17 protein-coding genes and 1 tRNA gene are annotated in these 23,290 nt (G+C 34.5%); 14 read left to right on the top strand and 4 right to left on the bottom strand.

The window, feature by feature from the left end:
- Positions 1-35 precede the first annotated feature (35 nt).
- The 4 genes from Q4500_RS14525 (at position 36) to Q4500_RS14510 (ending at position 7,010) form a co-directional block, all read left to right on the top strand.
- A complete protein-coding gene (locus Q4500_RS14525; RefSeq protein WP_303600348.1) occupies positions 36-1,307 on the top strand; it encodes an Nramp family divalent metal transporter in 1,272 nt (423 codons plus the stop codon).
- Positions 1,308-1,385: 78 nt separating this feature from the next.
- Positions 1,386-1,460 (top strand) — tRNA-Val (locus Q4500_RS14520).
- A gap of 154 nt (positions 1,461-1,614) precedes the next feature.
- Positions 1,615-5,295 carry an efflux RND transporter permease subunit gene (locus tag Q4500_RS14515; RefSeq protein ID WP_303600347.1) on the top strand — a complete coding sequence of 1,227 codons (3,681 nt, stop codon included), beginning with the start codon at positions 1,615-1,617 and terminating at the stop codon, positions 5,293-5,295.
- On the top strand, positions 5,295-7,010 hold the full coding sequence (locus Q4500_RS14510; RefSeq protein ID WP_303600346.1) for an efflux RND transporter periplasmic adaptor subunit: 1,716 nt from the start codon (positions 5,295-5,297) through the stop codon (positions 7,008-7,010). The genes Q4500_RS14515 and Q4500_RS14510 overlap by 1 nt, the downstream gene beginning before the upstream one ends.
- A gap of 2 nt (positions 7,011-7,012) precedes the next feature.
- Here the strand turns inward: Q4500_RS14510 and murF are convergent, their stop codons facing one another.
- Both murF and gldJ read right to left on the bottom strand, forming a co-directional pair.
- Complete coding sequence (gene murF / locus Q4500_RS14505) at positions 7,013-8,290, bottom strand: UDP-N-acetylmuramoyl-tripeptide--D-alanyl-D-alanine ligase (RefSeq protein WP_303600345.1); 1,278 nt, start codon at positions 8,288-8,290, stop codon at positions 7,013-7,015.
- Between the two features lie 63 nt (positions 8,291-8,353).
- On the bottom strand, positions 8,354-10,021 hold the full coding sequence (gldJ, locus tag Q4500_RS14500) for a gliding motility lipoprotein GldJ (RefSeq protein ID WP_303600344.1): 1,668 nt from the start codon (positions 10,019-10,021) through the stop codon (positions 8,354-8,356).
- 437 nt (positions 10,022-10,458) lie between these two features.
- Here gldJ and porV point away from each other — a divergent pair, with 437 nt between their 5' ends.
- The 9 genes from porV (at position 10,459) to Q4500_RS14455 (ending at position 19,996) form a co-directional block, all read left to right on the top strand.
- Positions 10,459-11,604, top strand: coding sequence for a type IX secretion system outer membrane channel protein PorV (gene porV / locus Q4500_RS14495; protein WP_303600343.1), 1,146 nt, complete (start codon positions 10,459-10,461; stop codon positions 11,602-11,604).
- A 122-nt stretch (positions 11,605-11,726) separates the two neighbouring features.
- Entirely contained in the window at positions 11,727-12,212 is a 486-nt protein-coding gene (gene cdd, locus Q4500_RS14490; RefSeq protein WP_303600366.1) for a cytidine deaminase, read from the top strand.
- A 188-nt stretch (positions 12,213-12,400) separates the two neighbouring features.
- Positions 12,401-13,399, top strand: coding sequence for a pyruvate dehydrogenase (acetyl-transferring) E1 component subunit alpha (pdhA, locus tag Q4500_RS14485; RefSeq protein WP_303600342.1), 999 nt, complete (start codon positions 12,401-12,403; stop codon positions 13,397-13,399).
- Positions 13,400-13,403: 4 nt separating this feature from the next.
- Positions 13,404-15,035: a pyruvate dehydrogenase complex dihydrolipoamide acetyltransferase gene (locus Q4500_RS14480; protein WP_303600341.1), complete on the top strand. Its 1,632-nt coding sequence runs from the start codon at positions 13,404-13,406 to the stop codon at positions 15,033-15,035.
- An 85-nt stretch (positions 15,036-15,120) separates the two neighbouring features.
- On the top strand, positions 15,121-16,158 hold the full coding sequence (locus Q4500_RS14475) for a M28 family peptidase (protein ID WP_303600340.1): 1,038 nt from the start codon (positions 15,121-15,123) through the stop codon (positions 16,156-16,158).
- Complete coding sequence (locus Q4500_RS14470) at positions 16,158-16,838, top strand: SDR family oxidoreductase (protein ID WP_303600339.1); 681 nt, start codon at positions 16,158-16,160, stop codon at positions 16,836-16,838. Before Q4500_RS14475 ends, Q4500_RS14470 begins: the two co-directional genes overlap by 1 nt.
- A 2-nt stretch (positions 16,839-16,840) precedes the next feature.
- Entirely contained in the window at positions 16,841-17,443 is a 603-nt protein-coding gene (locus tag Q4500_RS14465; protein ID WP_303600338.1) for a SprT-like domain-containing protein, read from the top strand.
- A 1-nt stretch (position 17,444) separates the two neighbouring features.
- Positions 17,445-18,524 (top strand): mannose-1-phosphate guanylyltransferase, encoded by a 1,080-nt coding sequence (locus tag Q4500_RS14460; protein ID WP_303600337.1) that lies wholly within the window; start codon positions 17,445-17,447, stop codon positions 18,522-18,524.
- A gap of 2 nt (positions 18,525-18,526) precedes the next feature.
- Positions 18,527-19,996, top strand: coding sequence for a DUF389 domain-containing protein (locus Q4500_RS14455; protein ID WP_303600336.1), 1,470 nt, complete (start codon positions 18,527-18,529; stop codon positions 19,994-19,996).
- 2 nt (positions 19,997-19,998) lie between these two features.
- Here the strand turns inward: Q4500_RS14455 and Q4500_RS14450 are convergent, their stop codons facing one another.
- Together Q4500_RS14450 and Q4500_RS14445 are read right to left on the bottom strand one after the other, a co-directional pair.
- Positions 19,999-20,766, bottom strand: coding sequence for an ABC transporter ATP-binding protein (locus Q4500_RS14450; RefSeq protein WP_303600335.1), 768 nt, complete (start codon positions 20,764-20,766; stop codon positions 19,999-20,001).
- Entirely contained in the window at positions 20,766-21,503 is a 738-nt protein-coding gene (locus Q4500_RS14445; RefSeq protein ID WP_303600334.1) for an ABC transporter permease, read from the bottom strand. The genes Q4500_RS14450 and Q4500_RS14445 overlap by 1 nt, the downstream gene beginning before the upstream one ends.
- 118 nt (positions 21,504-21,621) lie before the next feature.
- On the opposite strand from Q4500_RS14445, the gene pafA reads away from it, so the two are divergent.
- Positions 21,622-23,289 (top strand): alkaline phosphatase PafA, encoded by a 1,668-nt coding sequence (gene pafA, locus Q4500_RS14440; RefSeq protein WP_303600365.1) that lies wholly within the window; start codon positions 21,622-21,624, stop codon positions 23,287-23,289.
- Position 23,290: the final 1 nt, after the last annotated feature.

Below are 23,290 nucleotides of genomic sequence, written 5' to 3'. Positions count from 1 at the left end.
CATTTTTATAATAATAGACCTAAAGAATAAATAAAATGAATAATTCAGCCAAACTATCAATTTGGAAAAAAATATTGGCTTTAGTTTTGGCATTTGGTCCTGGAATATTCGCTATTGGGTATACTATTGGTACTGGTAGTGTAACGTCAATGATTGTGGCAGGTAGTACATATGGTATGCAACTTTTATGGGTGCTACTTTTAAGTTGTATTTTTTCAGGTTTGTTAATGTATGCTTACGGTAATTTCGCTTTAGTCACGGGTGAAACTGCACTTTATGCTTTTAAAAAACATTTAAAGTGGGGTAAGTTAATTGCTATTCTTATAATTCTTGGAATTTCTTTTGGTCAGTGGAATTCATTAATGGGTATTCTTGGTATTTCCGCGAATGTCATTTATGAGATATTTTTAATTTATTTCCCAAATTTGGTAGATTTCAAATATGAGTCTGTTTTAATAATAGCAATAACTGTTATTGTTATATTTTATGGATTGTTAATGGTTGGTAAGTATGCCTTTTTTGAAAAAATATTGGTCATTTTTGTAACTATCATGGGGCTTTCATTCATAATTTCCTTATTTATGGTGTACCCATTACCTGTTGAAGTTGTAAAAGGTTTGATACCGACAATACCAAAAGTTGAAGGGGGTCAGATGATGGTTGCTGCTTTTGTAGGCACGACCATGGCTGCAGCTACGTTTCTTTCGAGACCACTTTTTGTAAAGGGAAAAGGTTGGACGATAAAAAATCGATCGCAACAAAAGAAAGATGCAATAATTGCAGCTTCGCTTGTGTTTTTTATTAGTGCATCTGTAATGGCTGTAGCTTGTGGAGCTTTATTTCATCAAGGGAAACCGGTAACCCAAGTATTGGATATGGTGAATACATTAGAACCCGTTGCTGGTAAATTTGCCCTTACACTTTTCTTTTTTGGAACATTAAGTGCTGGCTTATCATCAATTTTTCCATGTCTACTAATTGCTCCAATATTATTGGCAGATTATCAATCAGGGGAGTTAGATACTAGTTCAAAACAATTTAGAATAATTACAGCAATAGCCTCATTATTTGCGCTGATAGTTCCTGTATATGGAGCTAATCCTATTCAAATGCAAATACTATCTCAAGTGTTTAATGTGTTTGTTTTGCCATTGGTGATATTAGGAATAATACTTCTTATAAATAACAAGAATTTAATGACCAAGTATAAGGCGGGAGTTTGGCTTAATTTAGGACTCTTTGCAGCACTTTTCTTTTCTTGCGTAATTTCTTATAATGGCGTTGTAGCATTGTTGGATTATTTCTAGTTCAAAACAATTTTATAGTCTCGCTTCTGAATAAAATAGGATAAGTAGTATCTTTGTTGACTTGTTTAGAGTTTTAACGGGATATTAGCTCAGTTGGTTTAGAGCGCTGCCTTGACAGGGCAGAGGTCACCGGTTCGAATCCAGTATATCCCACAAATTTTTATCTAGTATATTTAAATTTATAGAAGGTCATTTTTTGTTTAGATTCTAGATAAATACTTGCCCTCTTTCTACAATCTATACTTGTTTCCTACGTTTATTGTCAGAGGCTTGTAGTTTATAATAAACAAGTAGGTTTATAAGTTTTATGCTAAACGGATTAATTAAATATCTTGTGAAGAATAAACTAATTGCATTTGTAATGTTATTAGTTCTTTTGACATGGGGTTTAATGAGTGTTCCAATTACTGTAGACAATGTATTGGTCGGGTCAAATCCGGTTTCGGTAGATGCTATTCCTAATCTTGGCGATAATCAACAAATAGTTTATACAGAATGGGAGGGACAATCACCTCAAGATATTGAAGATCAGGTTACCTATCCTCTTACTTCTAATCTATTAGGGCTTCCGGGTGTAAAATCTGTGCGTAGCTCTTCTATGTTTGGTTTTTCGACTATTTATTTGATTTTTGAAGATGATGTAGAGTTTTATTGGAGCCGTAGCCGAATCTTAGAAAAACTTAGTAGTCTACCATCAGATTTATTGCCTAAAGGCGTTTCTCCAAAACTGGGTCCTGATGCTACAGCTTTAGGTCAGTTATTTTGGTATACGCTTGAAGGTAGAGATGAAAATGGAAAGGTTACTGGTGGGTGGGATCTGCATGAGTTAAGAAAAGTACAAGATTTTTATATTAAAAATGCACTTTCTTCTGCACGAGATGTTGCAGAGGTAGCCTCAATAGGTGGTCATATTCAAGAGTATCAAATTGAGGTCAATCCTCAACTTATGCGCCAATATCAAATTGCATTAAAAGATGTTGTTAAGGCAGTTAGAGAAACGAATAAGAATGTTGGTGCAAAGACCATTGAGATTAATAATGCAGAGTACTTAATACGGGGCTTGGGTCTGGTTAGAAAAATCGATGATATCGAAAGTTCCGTGGTGGTTTCAAATGATTTTGTTCCAATTAGAGTAAAAGATATTGCCAATGTAACCTTAGGTCCAAAAGAACGTAGGGGTATTTTAGATAAAGAAGGAGCTGAGGTCGTAGGTGGTGTGGTGGTAAGTAGATATGGTTCAAATCCTCAAAAAGTAATAGAATCAGTCAAGCTCAAGATAAAAGAGTTGGGGAAGGGTATGCCTTCTAAAAAATTAAATGATGGTTCTATTTCTAAATTGACCATTGTTCCGTTTTATGATAGAACCGAACTCATAAAAAGTACTTTGGGTACTTTAAGTTCGGCACTGTATTTAGAGATATTAATAGCAATATTAGTTGTCCTAATAATGCTACGTAACTTAAAAATATCAATTATAATATCTGCATTATTACCTGTAGCGGTGCTAATGGTTTTTATTGCTATGAAGTTATTTGGTGTCGAAGCTAATATTGTAGCATTGTCAGGTATAGCCATCGCAATAGGTACAATGGTCGATTTAGGTATTATTTTGTCAGAAAATATTGTTAGAAAACTTGAGCAAGATAAAAGTGATAAGTCAATTGACGATGTGGTAATTGAAGGTGTTAATGAGGTGTCTGGTGCAATAGTTACAGCTGGTTTAACAACAATTTTAAGTTTTGTTCCTGTTTTTGCTTTAAGTGGTGAAGAAGGTAGATTGTTTACACCTCTTGCTTTTACCAAAACAGCTGCATTGCTTGCCGCCATGTTGTTGTCTTTATTTGTTATACCTCCAATAATTGCAAAATGGTATAGTATTGACTTCAAGAAATTTAAAGTAAAAAATATTGGTTCTTATCTAATAGGTTTACTCGGTTTACTATTAATATTGTCTGGTTTTTGGATAGGTCTGGTGCTATTAGGTTTAATGATTTTGAACTTATTAAAAGAATATGGGGTAGTCGATAAAAAGTATTTTAAACGAATAAGAGTTTTATATCTAGTATCATCAATACTGCTTATTCTAACCTATTATTGGAATCCGTTAGGGTACGATAATAATTATTTTTCAGACTTTTTGTTTGTGCTATTGGCGGTCTTCTCTATTTTGGGAGTACTTTATGTTTTTCATGAATTTTATGAAAGGATATTGCTTTGGGCAATGTCTCATAAAGCTTATTTTTTAAGCTTGCCTGTATTTTTATTGCTATTGGGTTCATTGGTATACGCATCTATTGGTAAAGAGTTTATGCCGAAATTAAATGAAGGGTCATTTTTGTTAATGCCTACGTCTACAGCTCATTCTGGTATTTCTGAAAATAAAAAAATATTGCAACAATTAGATATGGCAGTTGCATCTATTCCTGAAATCGAAACAGTTGTTGGTAAAGCAGGTCGTGTTAGTTCGGCACTTGATCCAGCTCCATTGTCAATGTTTGAAAACGTAATAATTTATAAAACTGAATTTATGTTAAACGAAAGTGGAAAGCCTCTTTCGTTTAAGGTTTCAGAAGACGGAAAGTTTGAGACTAAGGGTGGAGAATTCGTTGCTACCGGATCGGGTATTTCTCAAAATAATTTAATTGTTGATAGCAACGGTGAATATTATAGAAATTGGCGTTCACATATAAATAGTGCAGATGATATTTGGAATGAAATTGTAAAAGTCACAAGTATACCTGGTGTTACCTCTGCTCCTAAATTACAGCCAATTGAGACTAGGTTAGTAATGCTTCAAACCGGTATGCGTTCATCAATGGGTATTAAAATTTTTGGTCCCGATTTAGAATCAATTGAAAAGTTTGGTTATGAGTTGGAGAGGGAATTAAAACAAATAATAGAAATAGATTATGCCTCGGTTTTTTCCGATAGAATTGTGGCAAAACCTTACATCAATGTTGTATTTGATAGAGATAGGGCAGCGAGATATGGAGTGACTATAAATGAATTGCAAGAAATGTTGGAGTCTGCAATAGGGGGCAAAGTATTGACCCAGACCATTGAAGGAAGGGAGCGGTTCGATGTAACTATTCGATATCCTAGAGAATTAAGGTCTGATCCTAAAGACTTAAAAAATATAATTGTCTCATTACCAGATGGCAGTTCTGTGCCTTTTTCAGAATTTGCGAATATTAAATTCGAAAAAGGACCTCAAATGATTAAAAGTGAGGATGGTTTTTTAACAGGTTATGTTTTGTTTGATAAAGCAGACGGGGTTGCAGAAGTTACGGCTGTAGAAAAGGTGAAAGAAATTATTGAAAACAAAATAACAGAAGGAGATTTGATTGTTCCTGATGGTGTTCGTTATAGATTTGCTGGTACCTATGAGAATAATGTTCATGCTGAGAAAACCTTATCTTTAATTATTCCGTTGGTACTAATAGCGATATTATTTATACTGTATCTGCATTTCAGGTCTTTAGCAGTTTCTTTAATGATATTTTCAGGTGTAGCAGTTGCCTTTGCAGGTGGTTTTATGATGTTATGGCTTTATGGGCAAGACTGGTTTTTAAACCTTTCTTTTTTAGGAAATGATTTAAGAAGTGTATTTAATGTTAGAACCATAAATATCAGTGTCGCCGTCTGGGTCGGTTTTATTGCATTGTTTGGTATTGCAACAGATGATGGTGTAGTTATTGCTACGTATTTAAAACAAAGTTTTGAAGATAAAAAGCCCAATTCAGTGAAAGAAATAAGAATAGCGGTATTGAATGCGGGTAAAAAGAGAATACGACCATGTTTAATGACTACGGCGACTACTTTATTGGCGCTCTTGCCGGTATTAACAGCAAAAGGGCATGGCAAAGATATACTTATACCTATGGCTATACCTGCTTTTGGTGGAATGTTGATAGCTCTAGTGACGCTATTGATTGTACCTGTTTTATATAGTCTTTGGCAAGAATTAATTTTTAAAAAAAATAGCTAATGGGAAACTTAGCAAAGTATTCAAAATACGCGGTCTATTTAGCAGTATTGCTTTTTGGCTTACTGTTAGGGTATTTATTCTTTGGGGAGTCAAAAAATGATAAATCTATTGATGTTGAGTCACATGTTGATAAAGTCACATACACCTGTTCTATGCATCCAGATGTTGTTAGTGAGGAAAAAGGAACATGTCCAATTTGTGGAATGGACCTTGTTAAAATGAGTGTTGAAGTTAGTACGGACTCTGATAATCGTTTTGAGATGAGTGAGCGTGCAGTTGCTTTGGCAAATGTTCAAACAAGCACTATTGGTTTTAATACACAAAATGGACAAGTAACCTTGTCTGGTGAGATTACTTCTAACGATAAAACAAATGCTACTCAGACTACATTATTCGATGGTCGATTAGATAAATTAGAAGTAAATTATATTGGTGAGTATGTTAGAAAAGGTCAAGTTATAGGAACAATTTATAGTCCCGATTTGTATTTGGCTCAAGATAAATTACTGACATCTGCTTCGTATAAAGATACTCACGAAAAATTGTATGCTGCTGCGAGAAATACTTTGGGACTTTGGAAGTTAACTGATCAACAGATAGATGATTTGTTAAAGACAGGTAAACCTATTCAGAATTTTCCTTTAGTTGCTGATGTTGCTGGTACAGTGGTAGAAATTATAGCTTCTGAAGGTAATTATTTTAAACAAGGTGATCCTTTGTTTAAGGTGTCTCGTTTATCAACGGTTTGGGCGGTATTTCAAGCATACGAAAATCAAATGCCACTATTGAAAAAAGGGCAGCAAATTGAAATTAGCTCAGAAGCATTCAAAGGAACTCCGCTTAAAGCAACTATATCTTTCATAGAACCTATACTAGATAGGGGCAGCAGAGTAGTCTCTGTTAGAGCTGATATTTCAAATAAGGAAGGTAAATGGAAACCAGGTATGTTTATTGAGGGTAAGGTAAATGTTGATAGTGCGGATGATAATTTATTGATGGTGCCAAAGAGTGCTGTTCTTTGGACAGGCGAACGGTCTGTGGTCTACAAAAAAGTAAATGCTGTTAAACCTGAATTTGAACTTTTAAGAGTTCAGTTGGGAGAATCTGTTGGTGATAATTACATAGTATTAGAAGGTTTGCAAACCGGTGATGAAATTGTCACCAATGGTACTTTTGTTATTGATGCTGCAGCTCAGTTGCAAGGAAAGAATTCTATGATGTATTCTAATGATAATGAATTGAAGCAAAATAAAAAGCAGCAAGAACATCTAAATAAATTGACTTCAAATCAAAATCAGAAGTTGAAGGAAGTTTTAAAGGTTTATTTTGATTTTAAGGATGAATTAGTTGCATCGAATTCTGATAAGTCAATATTATTCGCCGAGAAGCTGAATAAGGTATTGGTCTCAGTAGATCAAACAGGAATGGATAATAATCTTCAAGGTAATATTAAATCTGCCATCACATCTCTTGTTATGATTGAAAAGAGTAAGGATTTGGAGAAGAATCGTTTAGAATTTAAGAATTTATCAAAGGCTATTATTTTTGTATCTTCTCAAATAACTGATTACGGCAATCCAATTTATATTCAACATTGCCCTATGGCAGATAACAATACTGGTGGTGACTGGCTAAGTTTAGATAAGGCTATTAAAAATCCATATTTCGGTGATAAAATGTTGACCTGTGGTAGTGTAGTGAAGGTCATAAAGTAATATTATAGATAGTCTAAAACGCGTTCTAGAGCCATGCCTCTTGAGCCTTTAATCAAGAAAGAAGATTCCGTTTGTTTAGGCTTGTTAACTAAGTAAGCTTTCAATTCTTCAAAACTCTTTAGTCTAATTGCAGTAGAGTTAGTAGAGTAAAAATTCTCTCCAACCAATATCACTTGTTCAAAATTTAAGCTTGTTGCTAAATCTGAAATATTTTGATGTTCTTCTTTTGCAGACTCTCCTAATTCGAACATGTCGCCTAGAATCAAAACTTTTTGGTCTTTTTTTAACGAATTGAAATTTTCTAATGCCACTTTCATACTCGAAGGGTTGGCGTTATAAGCATCAAGAATAATATAGTGTCCGTTATTATGTAATATCTGAGATCTATTATTGTCTGGAGTATATTCTTCAAGTTCCTTTTTTATTTCGCTTAACTCAACATTGAAATATTTTGCCATAATAATTGCTGCACAGCAGTTCGGGAAATTATAGGCTCCAATTAAATTCGTTTCTATATTAATGTTTTCTACAATTAGATTAACAAAGGGTTGAGCTTCTATTAATTTAATAGTGTAATATTTAGAATCATTACAACTAAAACCGATTTTTTTAGTGTAGGTGCTTAGTTTGTCTTTTTGAATTGGATCGTCGGCGTTTAAGAAAATCGATTTTTTATGGGAAATCAGGTAATCATATAATTCGCTTTTTCCTTTTTTAACACCTTCAATTCCTCCAAAGCCTTCTAGGTGTGCTTTTCCAAAATTAGTGATATAACCAAAATTTGGCTCTGCAATTTTACATAAAAATTCAATTTCCTTTAGATGATTTGCGCCCATTTCAACAATGGCGATTTCAGTGTCAGGTTGAATGGTTAATAAGGTTAATGGCACCCCAATATGATTGTTAAGGTTTCCTCTGGTCGCTATTGTTCTATAAGTATTGCGAAGTACAGCGTTAATTAATTCTTTGGTAGTTGTTTTGCCATTGCTACCTGTTAGACTTATAATCTGCGCTTTAGATTGTCTTCTGTGAAAATTTGCTAGTTGTTGTAGTGTTGTTAAAACGTCTTTTACTAGTATTGTTCTGTCATCAATAAAATATTTCTCTTCATCAATAACAACTAGAGCAGCTCCGTTGTCTAAAGCTTTTTGAGCATAAGTGTTGCCATTAAAGTTATCTCCTTTTAGTGCAAAGAAAATATCGTTCTTTTTAATTTTTCTGGTATCAGTACTGATATAAGGGTTGGCTAGAAAAGCGGAATGTAAATCTTGAATTTTCATAAAATCGAAGATAAAAAAAAGCCCCTTAAGAAAGGAGCTTTTTATAGTTCGTAAAAAGAAAAATTATTTAGCTTTTTTTCCTCTAACTGTTTTGTTTTTTGTTTTTGATTTAGAACCAACTCTAGACATTGCACATCTGAAACCAATATTATCAGTAGCCATGTATTGTGGCAAGTATCTTCTTTGTGCTGGATCTAACCAGTATGCTCTATCTCTCCAAGAACCACCTTTGTATACTCTAACTTCATCATTAATTAATGTAGTTCTGTTGTTTGAAGCATCATAGCCTTTAACAAGGTTTCCTAATGAATCTCTTTCAACAGAATGCTTAGGTGAGTTGTACATTTTCTTGTTTGGATCTTCTTCTTCACCGTCATTAAATCTGTCATAAAATCTTGAAGAACCAGAATCACCATCTCTGTAACCTCTGTTATCACTAGAAGAGAAGTTTGTTCTTAAATATGTTTCTTCCTCATCAACAGCTACCATTTTAATTTCACCTGGTAAGTTTACTGCAACTACTTTTCCGTTCGGTAAAGTATCATAAACAATAGAATCTCTTAATATTTTAACTTTACCATCTTCGCCTATAGCGCTTTTCATGTAAATGTTACCTCTGTAGTAGTTAAAATCACTTACTTCGTCATCAACTATTGGTCGGTAAACATCAGCTGTCCATTCGGCAACATTACCAGCCATGTCATAAAGACCTAAATCGTTAGGCTTATAAGACATTACTTGTGCGGTAATATCGGCACCATCATCAGACCATCCTGCTATTCCGCCATAATCACCTTTACCTTGTTTGAAGTTGGCTAGTTGGTCACCTCTACCTACACGTTGTCCGTTACGAGTGTAATCACCTTCCCAAGGATATTTTTTTCTACCTCTATAGTTATTGTATTCTCTCTGTCCAACTTGAGCCTGAGCAGCATATTCCCATTCAGTTTCAGTAGGTAGTCTATATTCTGGCATAATAACACCACTACTCCTTTTTGCGAAAGTAGATGTGCTATCTTTTTTCTGCTTTCCTTGTAATGAATCAATTTGTCCGTTATAAACAGATTCTGGTCTGTTTAAGTAAGCTTCAGTACTGAAGGTACCTTGAACTTCACCTGTGGCTGCTTGGTATTTCGCATCTTCAGATAAGTAACCTTCTCTTTCTAGCATAACTTCGTTTACACGGTCAGTTCTCCATTCTGCAAATTGTGTAGCCTGAATCCAGTTTACACCTACCACAGGGTATTCTGCGTATGCTGGGTGTCTCAGGTAATTATTTGTCATTGTTTCGTTGAAGCCTAATCTATTTCTCCATACTAAAGTATCTGGTAATGCACCTACATATATGTTAGTGTATTTTGGATTTTCTGGAGGATAAACACTTTTTAGGTAATCAAGGTATTCTAAGTACATTACATTAGTTACCTCAGTTTCGTCCATATAAAAAGACTGAACATGTTGCGAGGTAGGCGTGTTATTCCAATCATGCATCACATCATCTTGTACTTTACCTTTCGTAAATGTACCACCTTCAACAAACACCAATCCAGGAGCAGTTTCTTGCTCTTTAAAATCGGTATTATATTGAAAACCACCTTCTTTGGCATTTATCTTCCAACCTGTAGCTCTAGATGTATTTTTTCCAGATGAGGATTTAGAACAGCTACTTACTGTAAAACCTCCTACTAATACAGTGCATGAGAGTACAACTTTTATTAAATGTTTCTTCATAATTAGGACTTGAGTTCAATTTACATATGCTATAGTAGTTTGGTAGCTACAGAATATGATACTATAATTTCTTTTAATTTGTTTGTCACTTTCGCTCAATAGAACGGTGTTTTTATGAGATTATTTTACAATCGAAAATAATTTTAAAAATCTCACGGCGAACTGTCAATAAATTTAGGCTCGCTTAAATAGGTAAACGCTTAAAACAACTAATTAGTATGGTTTTTGATAATTCTTTTAGAAAGTATAAATAACTATTATTTTTTATGATTAAAGAAGGTAAGAAATAGATGGTTTGTTGGTCTGCTGGCAAATTCTTACAAAATTCTTGTTGCTTATGCAAGATAACGGGAAAAACAGCGTTTACATGTAAAATAATAATAGTAAATATTTTTAAAAGGTATATTTCATCCTTTTTACTAAAAGAACTAATTCTAATGCGAAAAATTTCAATAGTTTTCTTTGTATTAATTATAGGTAAGGTTTTTGCGCAAGACAACCAACGTGTAATTACAACGGCAGTGCCATTTCTAACTATTGCCGCAGATGCAAGATCTGCGGGTATGGGAGATATGGGTGTTGCAACTTCAGCAGATGCTTTTTCTCAACAATGGAATCCTGCTAAATTCGCTTTTGCAGAACAAAAAATTGGTATAGGTGTAAGTTATACTCCTTACTTAGAAAGTATTATCACAGATATTTCTTTGTTGAACGCTAGTTTTTATAATAAAATTAATAATCAAAGTGCTTTTGCAGTAGGTTTAAGATATTTTACGTTAGGTGAAATAGAGTTAAGACGAACTCCTGATGAAATAGGAACCATTGTGAAGCCTAATGAATTTGCTTTAGATGGTTCGTATTCTTTAAAACTAAGTCCAACATTCTCTATGGCTGTAGGAGGTAGGTTCATTAGTTCAAATTTAAAATTTCAAGATTCTAGTGTAGATTCGCAAGCGGCAAGTGCATTCGCGGTTGATGTTGCGGGTTACTATAGGTCTAAAGAGGTGGCTTATAAAAATTTTGATGGTAGATGGAGGGCAGGTTTTAACTTCTCTAATATTGGGGGTAAAATTCAATATGATGCAGGTGGACAAGAAAACTTTTTGCCAAGTAAGTTAAGTTTTGGTGGTGGGTTTGATTTTATTTTGGATCAAGACAATGTTATTGGTATAACAACAGAATTTACAAAGTTACTGGTACCAACACCTCAAGATTATGATGGTGACGGTGAAATAACTTCTGCGGATAATGATATTTATCAAAATGAAAGCGGATTCAGTGGTATTTTTAATTCTTTCTCTGATGCACCAGATGGTTTTAGTGAAGAGCTTAAAGAATTTACCTGGGCTTTAGGTGCTGAATATGTATATCAAGATGCTTTTATGTTAAGAACAGGTTATTTTAATGAAAGTGAAGAGAAAGGGTCTAGAAAGTTTTTTACACTTGGTGCAGGTTTTAAATTTAAAGCGGCACAAGTTGATCTATCTTATTTATTTTCAACCTCGCAAGTAAGAAATCCGTTAGAGAATACGCTTCGTTTTTCTCTTACATTCAATTTAGGTGAAGAGCTTTATAATGATTAATAGATATAGATTTTTGTAAAAAAAACTGCTTTATGCAGGTTTTTTTATGCGTTAACTTTTTATTCTCGTTTATTATTAAGGACAAGTATATATTCGTAGATTGAAAAATAAATTTTAAAATGATCAACCAAAAAAAGATAAGTTTTGATATTACGGTGTACGATTCGTTAACCGAACTTAAAAATAATGATCAAAATCTAATGTCAGCTGCTGTAAAAGCTAGACAAAAAGCTTATGCTCCATATTCTAGTTTTAATGTTGGAGCTTCGGTTTTATTGGAAAATGGAGAAATTATAGAAGGTAATAATCAAGAGAACGCATCATATCCATCTGGGTTATGTGCAGAGCGGGTTGCTGTTTTTTATGCGGGTGCAAAATATCCTAGTATGAAAATAAAAGCGATTGCTATAACCGCGGCATCCTTAAATCATGAAGTAAGTGAGCCGGCTGCGCCTTGTGGTAATTGTAGACAGGCTATTTCTGAATATGAATTTAGACAGCAAGAACCTATAAGAATTCTTTTAATGGGTGAAACCGGTTGTATAATAGAGTGCGATTCTTTGGCAGATTTATTACCACTTGGCTTTAATAGCAGTTTTCTTAATTAAAAAATTCTGCAAAAAGTATTATAAATAAACACGTTATATGCTTTATTTGTTAAGCATGTAATTTCTGAATGGATTTGCTTCTAATATTTTTATCGATTCATTTATATGTGTATTTTTGCTCTTCTGGTATACTTAGGTCATTCTGCCTCTGTTATCAATAAAGAATTTTAAACCTTTAGTTAAAATTGATGAAAAAAATCACCAAGGAAACGTATTTAAAGTGGTATGCAGACATGCTATTTTGGAGAAAATTTGAGGATAAATTAGCTGCTGTTTACATTCAGCAAAAGGTAAGAGGATTTTTACATTTGTATAATGGGCAAGAAGCTGTTTTGGCTGGTGCACTTCATGCAATGGATCTTTCTAAAGACCGTATGATAACTGCTTATAGAAATCATGTTCAGCCAATAGGTATGGGCGTAGATCCTAAAATGGTTATGGCTGAGTTGTTCGGTAAAGTAACTGGTACCTCAAAGGGTATGGGAGGTTCAATGCATATTTTTTCAAAAGAATATCGTTTTCATGGCGGTCATGGTATCGTTGGGGGTCAAATTCCATTAGGTGCAGGTATGGCTTTTGGCGATAAGTATGCAGGTAGAGATAATGTTACCTTATGTTATATGGGTGATGGTGCTGTAAGACAAGGAGCTTTACATGAAACTTTCAACTTGGCTATGTTATGGCAGTTACCTGTTGTCTTTATTTGTGAAAATAATGGCTATGCAATGGGGACTTCTGTGGCGAGAACATCTTTTTCTACAGAAATATGGAAATTAGGTTTGGGTTACGAAATGCCATGTGGACCTGTCGATGGTATGAATCCTGTAACTGTTGCTCAAGAAATGAGTAAGGCAATAGAAAGAGCACGTAGTGGTGGTGGACCAACTTTTCTTGAAATGAAGACTTATAGATACAGAGGTCATTCAATGTCAGATGCACAGCATTATAGAACTAAAGATGAAGTTGAAGAGTACAAAAAAATAGATCCGATTACTCAAGTTTTGGATATTATTAAAGAAAATAAATACGCAACTGACGCTGAAATTAAAGACATTGACAAGAATGTCAAGGTTATGGTTAAGGAATGTGAAAAGTTCGCCGAAGAATCAGATTATCCACCTATAAACCAATTGTATGATATGGTTTATGAACAAGAGGATTTTCCATTTGTTGAACATAAATTTTAATTAGATGGCTATAGTTGTAAATATGCCCCGTTTAAGCGATACCATGGAAGAGGGTACCGTAGCTAAATGGTTGAAAAGCGTTGGAGATAAAATTGAAGAAGGAGATATATTAGCCGAAATCGAAACAGATAAGGCAACGATGGAGTTCGAATCATTTAATGAAGGAACGCTATTGTATATTGGTATTCAAGAAGGTGATACTGCACCTGTAGATAGTCTATTGGCTATTATTGGTGATGAAGGTGAAGATATTTCTGCTTTAGTTAGTGGAGGTAGTTCAACAGTTTCAGTAGAGGAGACGTCTGAGGATAGTCCGGTTGTAGAAGATGAAGAAACGCAAGGCGGTGGTGAAATTCCTGAGGGAGTTGAAATTATAAAAATGCCTCGTTTAAGTGACACCATGGAAGAAGGAACTGTGGCGACATGGTTGAAGAAAGTTGGTGATGATGTTGAGGAAGGTGACATATTAGCAGAGATTGAAACCGATAAGGCTACTATGGAATTCGAGTCTTTCTATAATGGTAAGTTATTGTACGTTGGTATACAAGAAGGAGAATCTTCTCCTGTAGATGCTGTCTTAGCAGTTATTGGGCCAGAAGGTACCGATGTAGATGCTGTTTTAAGTAGCGGGTCTGGTGGTAGTAAAAAAAGTGCTGCAACAGAAACCAAAAAAGAAGCGCCGAAATCTGCAGATTCATCTGATAATAAAGAAGTTTCTAAGCCAGTTGCGGATGGAGCAAGAATTTTTGCATCACCTTTGGCCAAGAAAATAGCTGCAGATAAAGGTGTAGATTTAGCTAATGTTTCGGGTTCTGGTGATAACGGTAGAATTACTAAGAAAGATATAGAGAATTACACGCCAAGTAAAACGGCTGCACCGGTTGCTGCCTCTAACGTAAAAGCAGATAATGCAATAGCATTTCAACCAGTATCTATGGCATTGCCATCTGGTGAAGAAGGTACTGAAGAAGTTAAGAATTCTAATATGCGTAAAGCAATTGCTAAAGCATTAGGTAATTCTAAATTTAACGCACCACATTTCTATTTGACTATTGAAGTTGATATGGATAATGCTAAAGCGTCACGTGCTCAGATAAATAGTTTGCCAGATACCAAAGTGTCATTTAATGATATGGTTTTAAAGGCTTGTGCTATGGCACTTAGAAAGCATCCTCAAGTAAATACTTCTTGGAGTGCAGACGCTACTAAATATCATAAGCATATACATATGGGTGTTGCGGTAGCTGTTGATGAAGGTTTAGTTGTGCCTGTTGTAAAACATGCAGATTTACTAGGTTTAACACAAATAGGTAGCGCCGTTAAAGATTTAGCAGGTAAAGCACGTAATAAGAAAATAGCCCCTTCAGAGATGGAAGGTAGTACCTTTACGGTATCAAATTTAGGAATGTTCGGTATACTTGAGTTTACAAGTATTATCAATCAGCCAAACTCAGCTATACTTTCGGTTGGTGCAATTGTTGAAAAACCAGTTGTTAAAAACGGAGAAATAGTTGTAGGTAATACAATGAAGTTGACACTTGCTTGTGATCACAGAACTGTTGATGGTGCTGTAGGAGCTCAGTTCCTTCAGACATTAAGATATTTTGTAGAGAATCCGGTTACTATGTTAGCGTAGAACTTGATTCTAAAATAGAATTGCTAAAGCATCCTTTTATCGGGATGCTTTTTTTTTATCTTTATATTCTAAATTTGATGTTGTTATGAAATATATAAGTATTGTACTTCTAAGTACTTTGGCTCTAGGTTGTGGTGGCGCGAAAGTTGATCAATCAACAGTTTTGAACCCAACGAATCCTAAAGGTGTTAAGGGTTCGGTTCTGCCTGCATCGAAAAATGCTCAATTGGAAAGTGTAAAGTCAAAAGTTTCTGCTAAGGCGTTATCCGTTGATATAGAAGCAACCATGATTTTCTTGACGTCAGATGAATTACAGGGTAGAGATACTGGAAGTGAGGGAATTGAAAAGGCTGCGGATTATATTCAAAATATATTCAAGAACAATAATGTTCTACCTTATTTTGCATCATATAGAGATACATTGGAAAACTATAGTGACGGTATAGCTTATAATGTAGTAGGTTTTTTACCGGGTACTGATGAAAAACTAAAAAATGAATTTGTTCTAATAGGAGCACATTATGATCATATAGGTTTGATTAGTGGAGATAGTAACGATAAAATTGCGAACGGAGCCAATGATAATGCTTCAGGCACTACAACTGTTCTAGAATTCGCCAAATACTTTGGGAAGTATAAAAACAATAAACGGAGTATAATTTTTGCCTTATTCACCGCAGAAGAAAAAGGATTGGTAGGTTCTAAGCATTTAGCTAAAAAATTAAAGGCTGAAAATATTGATTTGTACACTATGTTGAATTTCGAAATGGTAGGGGTGCCAATGGTAGGTAAAGATCATAGTCTTTATTTAACCGGGTATGAATTATCGAGTTTAGCAGAGTTGAGTAATGGTTATGCAAATAAAAATTTAGTAGGATTTCTTCCGAAAGCAAAAGAGTTTAATTTGTTCAGACGATCAGATAATGCTCCTTTTCACGATGAGTTTAATGTGCCATCTCAGACTTATAGTTCTTTTGATTTCACCAATTTTGGCGAGTACCATAAAGTAGGTGATGAGGCATCGTTGATGGATTATGAATTTATGGCAACAATTGTAAATGAATCAGTACCGATGTTAGAAGGTATTATTAATGCACAGGTAAAAGAAGTAAAGTATAATTAATGGAATACGTAATTGTAACAGGTACCAGTAGAGGAATTGGTTTTGAATTAAGTAAGTTATTAGCTGATGCCGGTTATAAGGTCTTGGCGCTATCTAGAAATGAAAAACCGATTAAAAGTCTTAATCATAAAAATATTGAAGCTTTTTCTTTTGATGTGTCATCGGTAGAAGATAGAGATAACTTGTCTAATTATTTAAAAGATAAAAAGGGAAATGTTATTGCGCTAGTAAATAATGCAGGCAAGCTTATAAATAAACCATTTCTAGAAATAACAGAAGAGGAATTTAAGGCGGTATATGATGTAAATATATTTGGTGTGGCCGCTGTTACAAAACTGGCTATTCCGTTCATGAGTAAAAGCGGTCATGTTCTTACCATTAGTTCTATGGGCGGCATACAGGGTAGTGCTAAATTCCCGGGACTTTCAGCTTACAGTTCAAGTAAAGGAGCGGTATTGACTTTGACGGAATTATTGGCTGAAGAATTTAAAGAAACTGGTCCGTCATTTAACGCATTGGCTTTGGGGGCAGTACAAACAGAAATGTTAGAAGAGGCATTCCCAGGTTATGAAGCTCCGGTAAGTGCAAAGGAAATGGCAGAATATGTAATGGACTTTGCATTAAAGGGACAGAAAATGTATAACGGTAAAATATTACAGGTTAGTAGTAGTACGCCATAATAATGCAGCAAACATTAGCTAAATATCTTCCTGAGTTAGCGGTTAGTCCTTGTTTTGAACTAATTAAGGATACTCAGGTGCATTTAAAAATCGTTAATGAGCGTGTAACTAGGCATGGAGATTATAGAAGAAGAAAAGACGGTAATCATCAAATAACAGTAAATGCTTCTTTAAATAAATACAGGTTTTTAATTACTTTAATTCACGAAATTGCCCATTTAATTGCTTTTGAGAAATATGGGCGTGGTATTAAACCGCATGGTCTAGAATGGAAAAAAACATTTCAACATTTAATGATCCCGTTTATTAGACCAGAGATATTTCCATCGCAATTATTACCGTTATTAGCTAGACATTTTAAAAATCCAAAGGCAAGTAGTAGTACTGACGCTCAGTTATCTATTGCTTTAAAACAATTCGATGAACAACAATCGGAAAAAACTTACGTTTACGAATTACCAATCGGGTGTGTGTTTCGCATCTATAATGGTAAATTATTTAAAAAAGGAAATAAACGAACTAAGCGTTATGAGTGTGTAGAATTATCCTCAGGGAGGATGTTTCTTTTTCAACCAAATGCTGAAGTCGAATTAATAAAAAGCTGACATGAACAAAAATTATTATGCCGTTTTAATGGCAGGCGGAGTAGGATCTAGATTCTGGCCAATAAGTACAAGTGAGAATCCGAAGCAATTTCATGATATGTTAGGTACGGGTGATACTCTTATTCAAAAAACGTTTCAAAGATTAAACAAATTCGTACCTACTGAGAATATTTTGATTCTTACCAATGAACGTTATAATGATTTGGTGTTAGAGCAATTACCAATGGTAAAACAAGAACAAGTAGTTCTTGAACCTGCAATGAGAAATACAGCACCATGTATTTTATATGCCGCAATGAAAATTCAAAAGATGAATGAAAATGCGGTAATGATTGTTGCACCAAGTGATCATTGGATAGAAGATGAAGATGCATTTGCAAAAGATGTTACCGCATGTTTTAAAAAGTGTGAAACCGAAGATGTTTTATGTACGTTAGGTATAAAACCTTCTTTCCCTAATACAGGTTTTGGGTATATAGAGTCTAATAAAACTGATACTGCTTCAATTAAAAAAGTAAATCAGTTTAGAGAAAAACCTGATTATGAAACTGCAAAAGATTTTCTTGCACAAGGTAACTTTTTGTGGAATGCAGGAATATTTATGTGGAGTGCAAAAACTATAGTCAATGCATTTGAAAATTTTCAACCTAAACAATATGCGTTGTTTAGAGATGGTCTAGTGTGCTATAATACTGACGATGAAAAGAAATTTATCTCTGAGAACTATCCAAAGGCTGAAAATATATCCATCGATTACGCTATTTTAGAAAATTCAAAAGCGATCTATGTGAAAGAAGCTACTTTTGATTGGAATGATTTAGGTACTTGGGGTTCGTTATACGACAAGCTAGATAAAGATGAGAATAAAAATGCTATAGTAAATGCTAAAGTGTTGACCGAAGATGCTAATGGTAATATGATTAGATCTAAAGCTGGTAAAGTTGTTGTTGTAGACGGACTTAACGATTATATTATAGTTGATAAAGATGAAGTACTTTTGATCTATCCAAAGACCAAAGAACAAGATATTAAACAAGTTTTAAATAAGGTAAAGGATACCTTTGGTGATGAATTCGCTTAAATATGGAGAACAATCTTAATCAAGATAATATTACCCCTAACAATAATGAGGGTAGTGGTAGTGAAGAAGTGAAAAAAGATTTTCAAGGTCTTTTAGGTAGTGTAAAAAAGTTTCTTTCTGAGTTGTTGGACATTAGAACCAATACAGATCAACAAGCAACTAAAGAAGCTATTATTGCAGATATTCCTTTTAAGGGGCATACTTCTTGGATTTTGATTTGTTCTATTTTTATTGCATCTATTGGTCTTAATGCCAATTCTACTGCGGTAGTAATTGGCGCCATGTTAATATCGCCACTTATGGGGCCTATTTTAGGAATAGGGATGTCAGTTGCAATTAATGATATAGATACATTAAAAAGATCATTAAAGAATTTTGCTGTAATGGTAGTTCTTAGTGTCATCACAGCGTATTTGTTTTATCGCTTTTTTCCTTTAAGGGATGAATCCTCAGAGCTTTTGGCTAGGACAGAACCAGATATTAGAGATGTTTTAATAGCATTTTTTGGTGGTTTAGCATTAGTGATAGCCCGTGCTAAAAAAGGTACAATTGCTAGTGTAATTTTTGGTGTTGCAATTGCCACAGCTTTAATGCCGCCTTTATGTACGGTAGGGTTTGGTTTAGCTATCGGAAACTGGGAGTATGCAAGTGGTGCAATGTATCTGTTCATTATTAATACAATTTTTATAGCCTTGGCAACCTTCTTGGTTATAAAGCTCTTGAAATTTCCCATGGTTCGTTACGTAAATTCGCAACGAAGAAAATTAATAGCTAGGCTAGCTTCTTTATTGGCTGTTTTGGTTATGATACCTGCAGGTTTTACATTCTATAACGTATTTAAAAAGTCATTATTTAATAGGGATGCAGAGTCTTTTATTACAGAAAAAATAGAACCATATCAATTCACTGGCGAAGGTAGATTTCTTAGAGATTTTAGTGAAGTAGCTTACGATGATAAGGGTAATTCTAAAATTGAATTGTTCTTTATGGGTAATGAGGGCATACCTGAAAATGTAATTGCAATGTGGCGTACGCAAATGGCAGGTTATAAACAATTAAATGGTACTGAGCTTGCCGTTGTTCAGGGTTCTAGAAGCGATGAGGCGAATGAACTTAAATATGTAAATGAGTTATATGAATCTCAGAAAAGTATTCTAACCAGTAAAGATGAGAAAATACAGGTTCTAGAGACTGAGTTGATGCGCTTAAATCAAATTTCATCAAATCAAATTCCTTTTCAAGAAATTAGTCTTGAGGCAAAAACAAATTATGAAAATTTAGAGCGAATAGGTTATGCTTATTTAATTTCAACAGATTTTGCTAAAACCGATAGCATACCATTATTTGAGGTGACATGGAAAAAGGAAGCCAAAAGAGCAGAAACGGTTAAAGATATGACCAAGCTACAAGATTGGTTGCGTCTAAGATTGAGTAATAAGAATATTCAGATTAAAGAGGTGCCTATAGAGTAGGCTTAGTTTTGTTCTTTAATATACATTTGGCGTACTTTCTTGAAAAGGTCAGATGAATAAACAAAATTAGTTACCGCTTCATTGTCCGTTTTGAAGATTTCGTTTTTAGTCCCTTCCCATTCTAGGAGTCCGTCTTTTAGGAAGGTTATTTTTTCACCTATTTGCATTACCGAGTTCATATCATGAGTATTTATTACTGTAGTGATATTATACTCCTCGGTAATTTCTTTGATAAGGTTGTCAATAAGAATAGCGGTCTTAGGGTCTAAACCAGAATTTGGTTCGTCACAAAAAAGATATTTAGGATTCATAACTATCGCACGAGCAATAGCCACACGTTTTTGCATACCTCCAGAAATCTCAGATGGAAATTTATGATGCGCATCAATTAGGTTTACCCTTTTTAGCACTGCATCTACACGGTCTTTCATTTCAGATTTAGACTGTTTGGTAAACATTTCTAAAGGGAACTTTACATTACCTTCAACTGTCATACTATCAAAAAGGGCGCTACCTTGAAAAACCATGCCCATTTCTTGTCTAAGGTCACGTTTCTCTTCATCGGCAAGATCAGCATATAATTTTCCGTCATATGCAATACCACCTTCTTCAGGTTCAAAAAGACCCAATAAACATTTTAGAAAAACGGTTTTACCTGATCCACTTTGCCCAATGATTAAATTAGTTTTCCCTTTTTCGAAAGTGGTCGAAATCCCCTTGAGGATATGAGCATCGCCAAAAGATTTATGTATGTCTCGTACTTCTATCATTATCCTAGTAAAAGTTGGGTTAATATGTAGTTGAGTATGATAATTACAACACTCGTCCAAACGAACGCGGTTGTACTTGCCTTACCAACTTCTAGAGCTCCGCCGCGCATATAAAATCCATGGAATGATGGTATCGTCGCAATTGCAAAAGCAAAAATCAAGGTTTTAACAAATGCATATGCAATATGAAAAGGAACAAAATCTGATTGCAATCCTGTAATAAAATCTTCACTAGTTAAAAATCCGCCGAAAACTCCGGCCATCCAACCTCCGAATATTCCAACATACATAGAAATTGCAATGGCGAATGGGTAAAAAAGCATTGCAATAATCTTAGGAAATACTAAGTAATTTAATGAATTAACACCCATTACCTCTAAAGCATCTATTTGCTCGGTTACACGCATAGTGCCAATACTAGATGTAATATAGGATCCTACTTTGCCAGCCATGATAATAGATACAAAAGTTGGTGCAAATTCTAATATTACAGATTGTCGAGTTGCAAAACCAATTAAATCTCGCGGTATTAATGGGTTGGTAAGATTAAGTGCTGTTTGTATGGCTACAACGGCACCGATAAAAAACGAAATGAATATGATAATGCCCAGTGAGCTAAAAATCAACTCATCTATTTCCTTGAATATAAGGGACTTCATTATTCTCCATTTCGTAGGTTTTTTAAAAACCTCGCGGATCATAATTGCATAGCTCCCTACAGATGCTAAATAGTTCATTGATTGAAAATATATTTCTTACCGTAAAAATAACAATAAAGGACCTGATTTAACCTCCGTTTAATCTTTAAAGATGTAAATTATTTTACATTTGTGTTACAATCCTATCCGTATGAAAATGAAAAAATATTTTGTCGCTTCTTTATTTGTAAGCACGATGTTATTGGTAAACGCTTTAAACGCTCAAAAGAAAAATAAGGAAAATTCAAATGATGACCTTTTAAGGGTGAAACCGAAATTGGTAGTTGGTATTGTAGTAGATCAAATGCGTTATGATTATATAACACGTTTTTACGATCATTTTGGCAATGATGGATTCAAAAGACTTGTAGAACAAGGATTTAATTGTAAAAACAACCATTTCAATTATGCGCCAACAAGCACAGGACCGGGGCACACATCTGTATATACTGGTACAACACCTGCAGTGCACGGTATAATCGGTAATAATTGGTATGATAAAGAGATTGGTGAAAGTGTGTATTGTGCCAGTGATGATACGTATACATCTGTAGGGACAACGGCAGATGCAGGAAAAATGTCACCACACCTTATGGGCGTTACCACGATAACAGACGAAGTTCGTTTAAATAATCAAATGCAAGGCAAAACCATCGCCATTGCCTTAAAGGATAGAGGTGCCGTTTTACCTGGTGGTCATACGGCTAACGCGGCTTATTGGTTTCATGGTGCAGATGAAGCAAAATGGATAACAAGTTCTTATTACATGAATCAACTTCCAAAATGGGTTAATGATTTTAATTCATCTGGAACAGCACAATCTTATAAAAGAGAATGGAATACGTTAAAAGATATTAAGGAGTACAAAGAGAGCGGAACTGATAATAATCTTTTTGAAGGAAAATTTGAAGGGGAGTCAACAACTTCATTCCCTCACAATACTCCTGTTTTACTAGATAAGACAAAAGATTTTGATATTATAAAGGCAACGCCATTTGGTAATTCTTTAACTGCAGATTTTGCTATAGAGGCATTGAAGCAAGAGGGTTTGGGTAAAGACGATATAACAGATTTTCTAGCGGTAAGTTTTTCAAGTACTGATTATGTTGGGCATATGTATGGCGTAAATTCAAAAGAAGTTCAAGATACTTATTTAAGGTTAGATGCAGATTTAGAAAGGTTTTTCAAAGCTTTGGATAAGAACGTAGGAGAAGGAGAGTATACGTTATTCTTAACTGCAGATCATGGAGCAGTTGAGGTGCCAACGTATTTAAAAAGTGAAAAAATACCGTCAGGTTATATAAACACAGCGGCGAACAAAAAAAGGTTGGCGGAGTTTTTACAGTATAAGTATGGTACAGAAGAAATTATTAAAAACTATTCTAATGATCAAATATTTTTAGATCATAAAATTGTTAAAAACCTAGACCTTAGCTTGGCTGAGGTGCAAGTCGAAATAGCTCAAGAAGTTTTAGGTTACGATGCAATAGATAGGGTCTATACTGCAAATCAAATGTGGAGTACTAATTACACACATGGTATTCCTTATATCTTGCAAAATGGCTATAACCAAAAAAGATCGGGTGATGTATTGGTAGTTTTAAAACCAGGATTTATTTCTTATAATACTACAGGGTCTACACATGGCTCACCACAAATTTATGATACACATGCGCCATTATTGTTTTATGGTATGGGTGTAAAACCGGGTTCGACAGTTAACAGAACAGAGATTCCTGATATTGCACCAACCATTTCGGCGTTGTTAGGTATATCTTTTCCAAATGGAGCAACTGGTAAGCCTATAACAGAAGTGTTTAAATAAT

The sequence above is a fragment of the Maribacter sp. 1_MG-2023 genome (assembly GCF_030547005.1).
GTDB lineage: Bacteria > Bacteroidota > Bacteroidia > Flavobacteriales > Flavobacteriaceae > Maribacter.
Note: the sequence above shows the minus strand (reverse complement) of the source record. Positions and strands in the feature narration are given on the sequence as shown.

Excerpts from the sequence above, each read along its gene's own strand:
- Q4500_RS14455 (WP_303600336.1), top strand. The coding sequence starts at position 18,527 with ATGGAGAACAATCTTAATCAAGATAATATTACCCCTAACAATAATGAG.
- porV (WP_303600343.1), top strand. The coding sequence starts at position 10,459 with ATGCGAAAAATTTCAATAGTTTTCTTTGTATTAATTATAGGTAAGGTT.
- pafA (WP_303600365.1), top strand. The coding sequence starts at position 21,622 with ATGAAAAAATATTTTGTCGCTTCTTTATTTGTAAGCACGATGTTATTG.
- Q4500_RS14465 (WP_303600338.1), top strand. The coding sequence starts at position 16,841 with ATGCAGCAAACATTAGCTAAATATCTTCCTGAGTTAGCGGTTAGTCCT.
- Q4500_RS14445 (WP_303600334.1), bottom strand. The coding sequence starts at position 21,503 with ATGAACTATTTAGCATCTGTAGGGAGCTATGCAATTATGATCCGCGAG.
- Q4500_RS14480 (WP_303600341.1), top strand. The coding sequence starts at position 13,404 with ATGGCTATAGTTGTAAATATGCCCCGTTTAAGCGATACCATGGAAGAG.
- murF (WP_303600345.1), bottom strand. The coding sequence starts at position 8,290 with ATGAAAATTCAAGATTTACATTCCGCTTTTCTAGCCAACCCTTATATC.
- Q4500_RS14475 (WP_303600340.1), top strand. The coding sequence starts at position 15,121 with ATGAAATATATAAGTATTGTACTTCTAAGTACTTTGGCTCTAGGTTGT.
- Q4500_RS14460 (WP_303600337.1), top strand. The coding sequence starts at position 17,445 with ATGAACAAAAATTATTATGCCGTTTTAATGGCAGGCGGAGTAGGATCT.
- Q4500_RS14525 (WP_303600348.1), top strand. The coding sequence starts at position 36 with ATGAATAATTCAGCCAAACTATCAATTTGGAAAAAAATATTGGCTTTA.
- Q4500_RS14470 (WP_303600339.1), top strand. The coding sequence starts at position 16,158 with ATGGAATACGTAATTGTAACAGGTACCAGTAGAGGAATTGGTTTTGAA.
- pdhA (WP_303600342.1), top strand. The coding sequence starts at position 12,401 with ATGAAAAAAATCACCAAGGAAACGTATTTAAAGTGGTATGCAGACATG.
- Q4500_RS14450 (WP_303600335.1), bottom strand. The coding sequence starts at position 20,766 with ATGATAGAAGTACGAGACATACATAAATCTTTTGGCGATGCTCATATC.
- Q4500_RS14515 (WP_303600347.1), top strand. The coding sequence starts at position 1,615 with ATGCTAAACGGATTAATTAAATATCTTGTGAAGAATAAACTAATTGCA.
- gldJ (WP_303600344.1), bottom strand. The coding sequence starts at position 10,021 with ATGAAGAAACATTTAATAAAAGTTGTACTCTCATGCACTGTATTAGTA.
- Q4500_RS14510 (WP_303600346.1), top strand. The coding sequence starts at position 5,295 with ATGGGAAACTTAGCAAAGTATTCAAAATACGCGGTCTATTTAGCAGTA.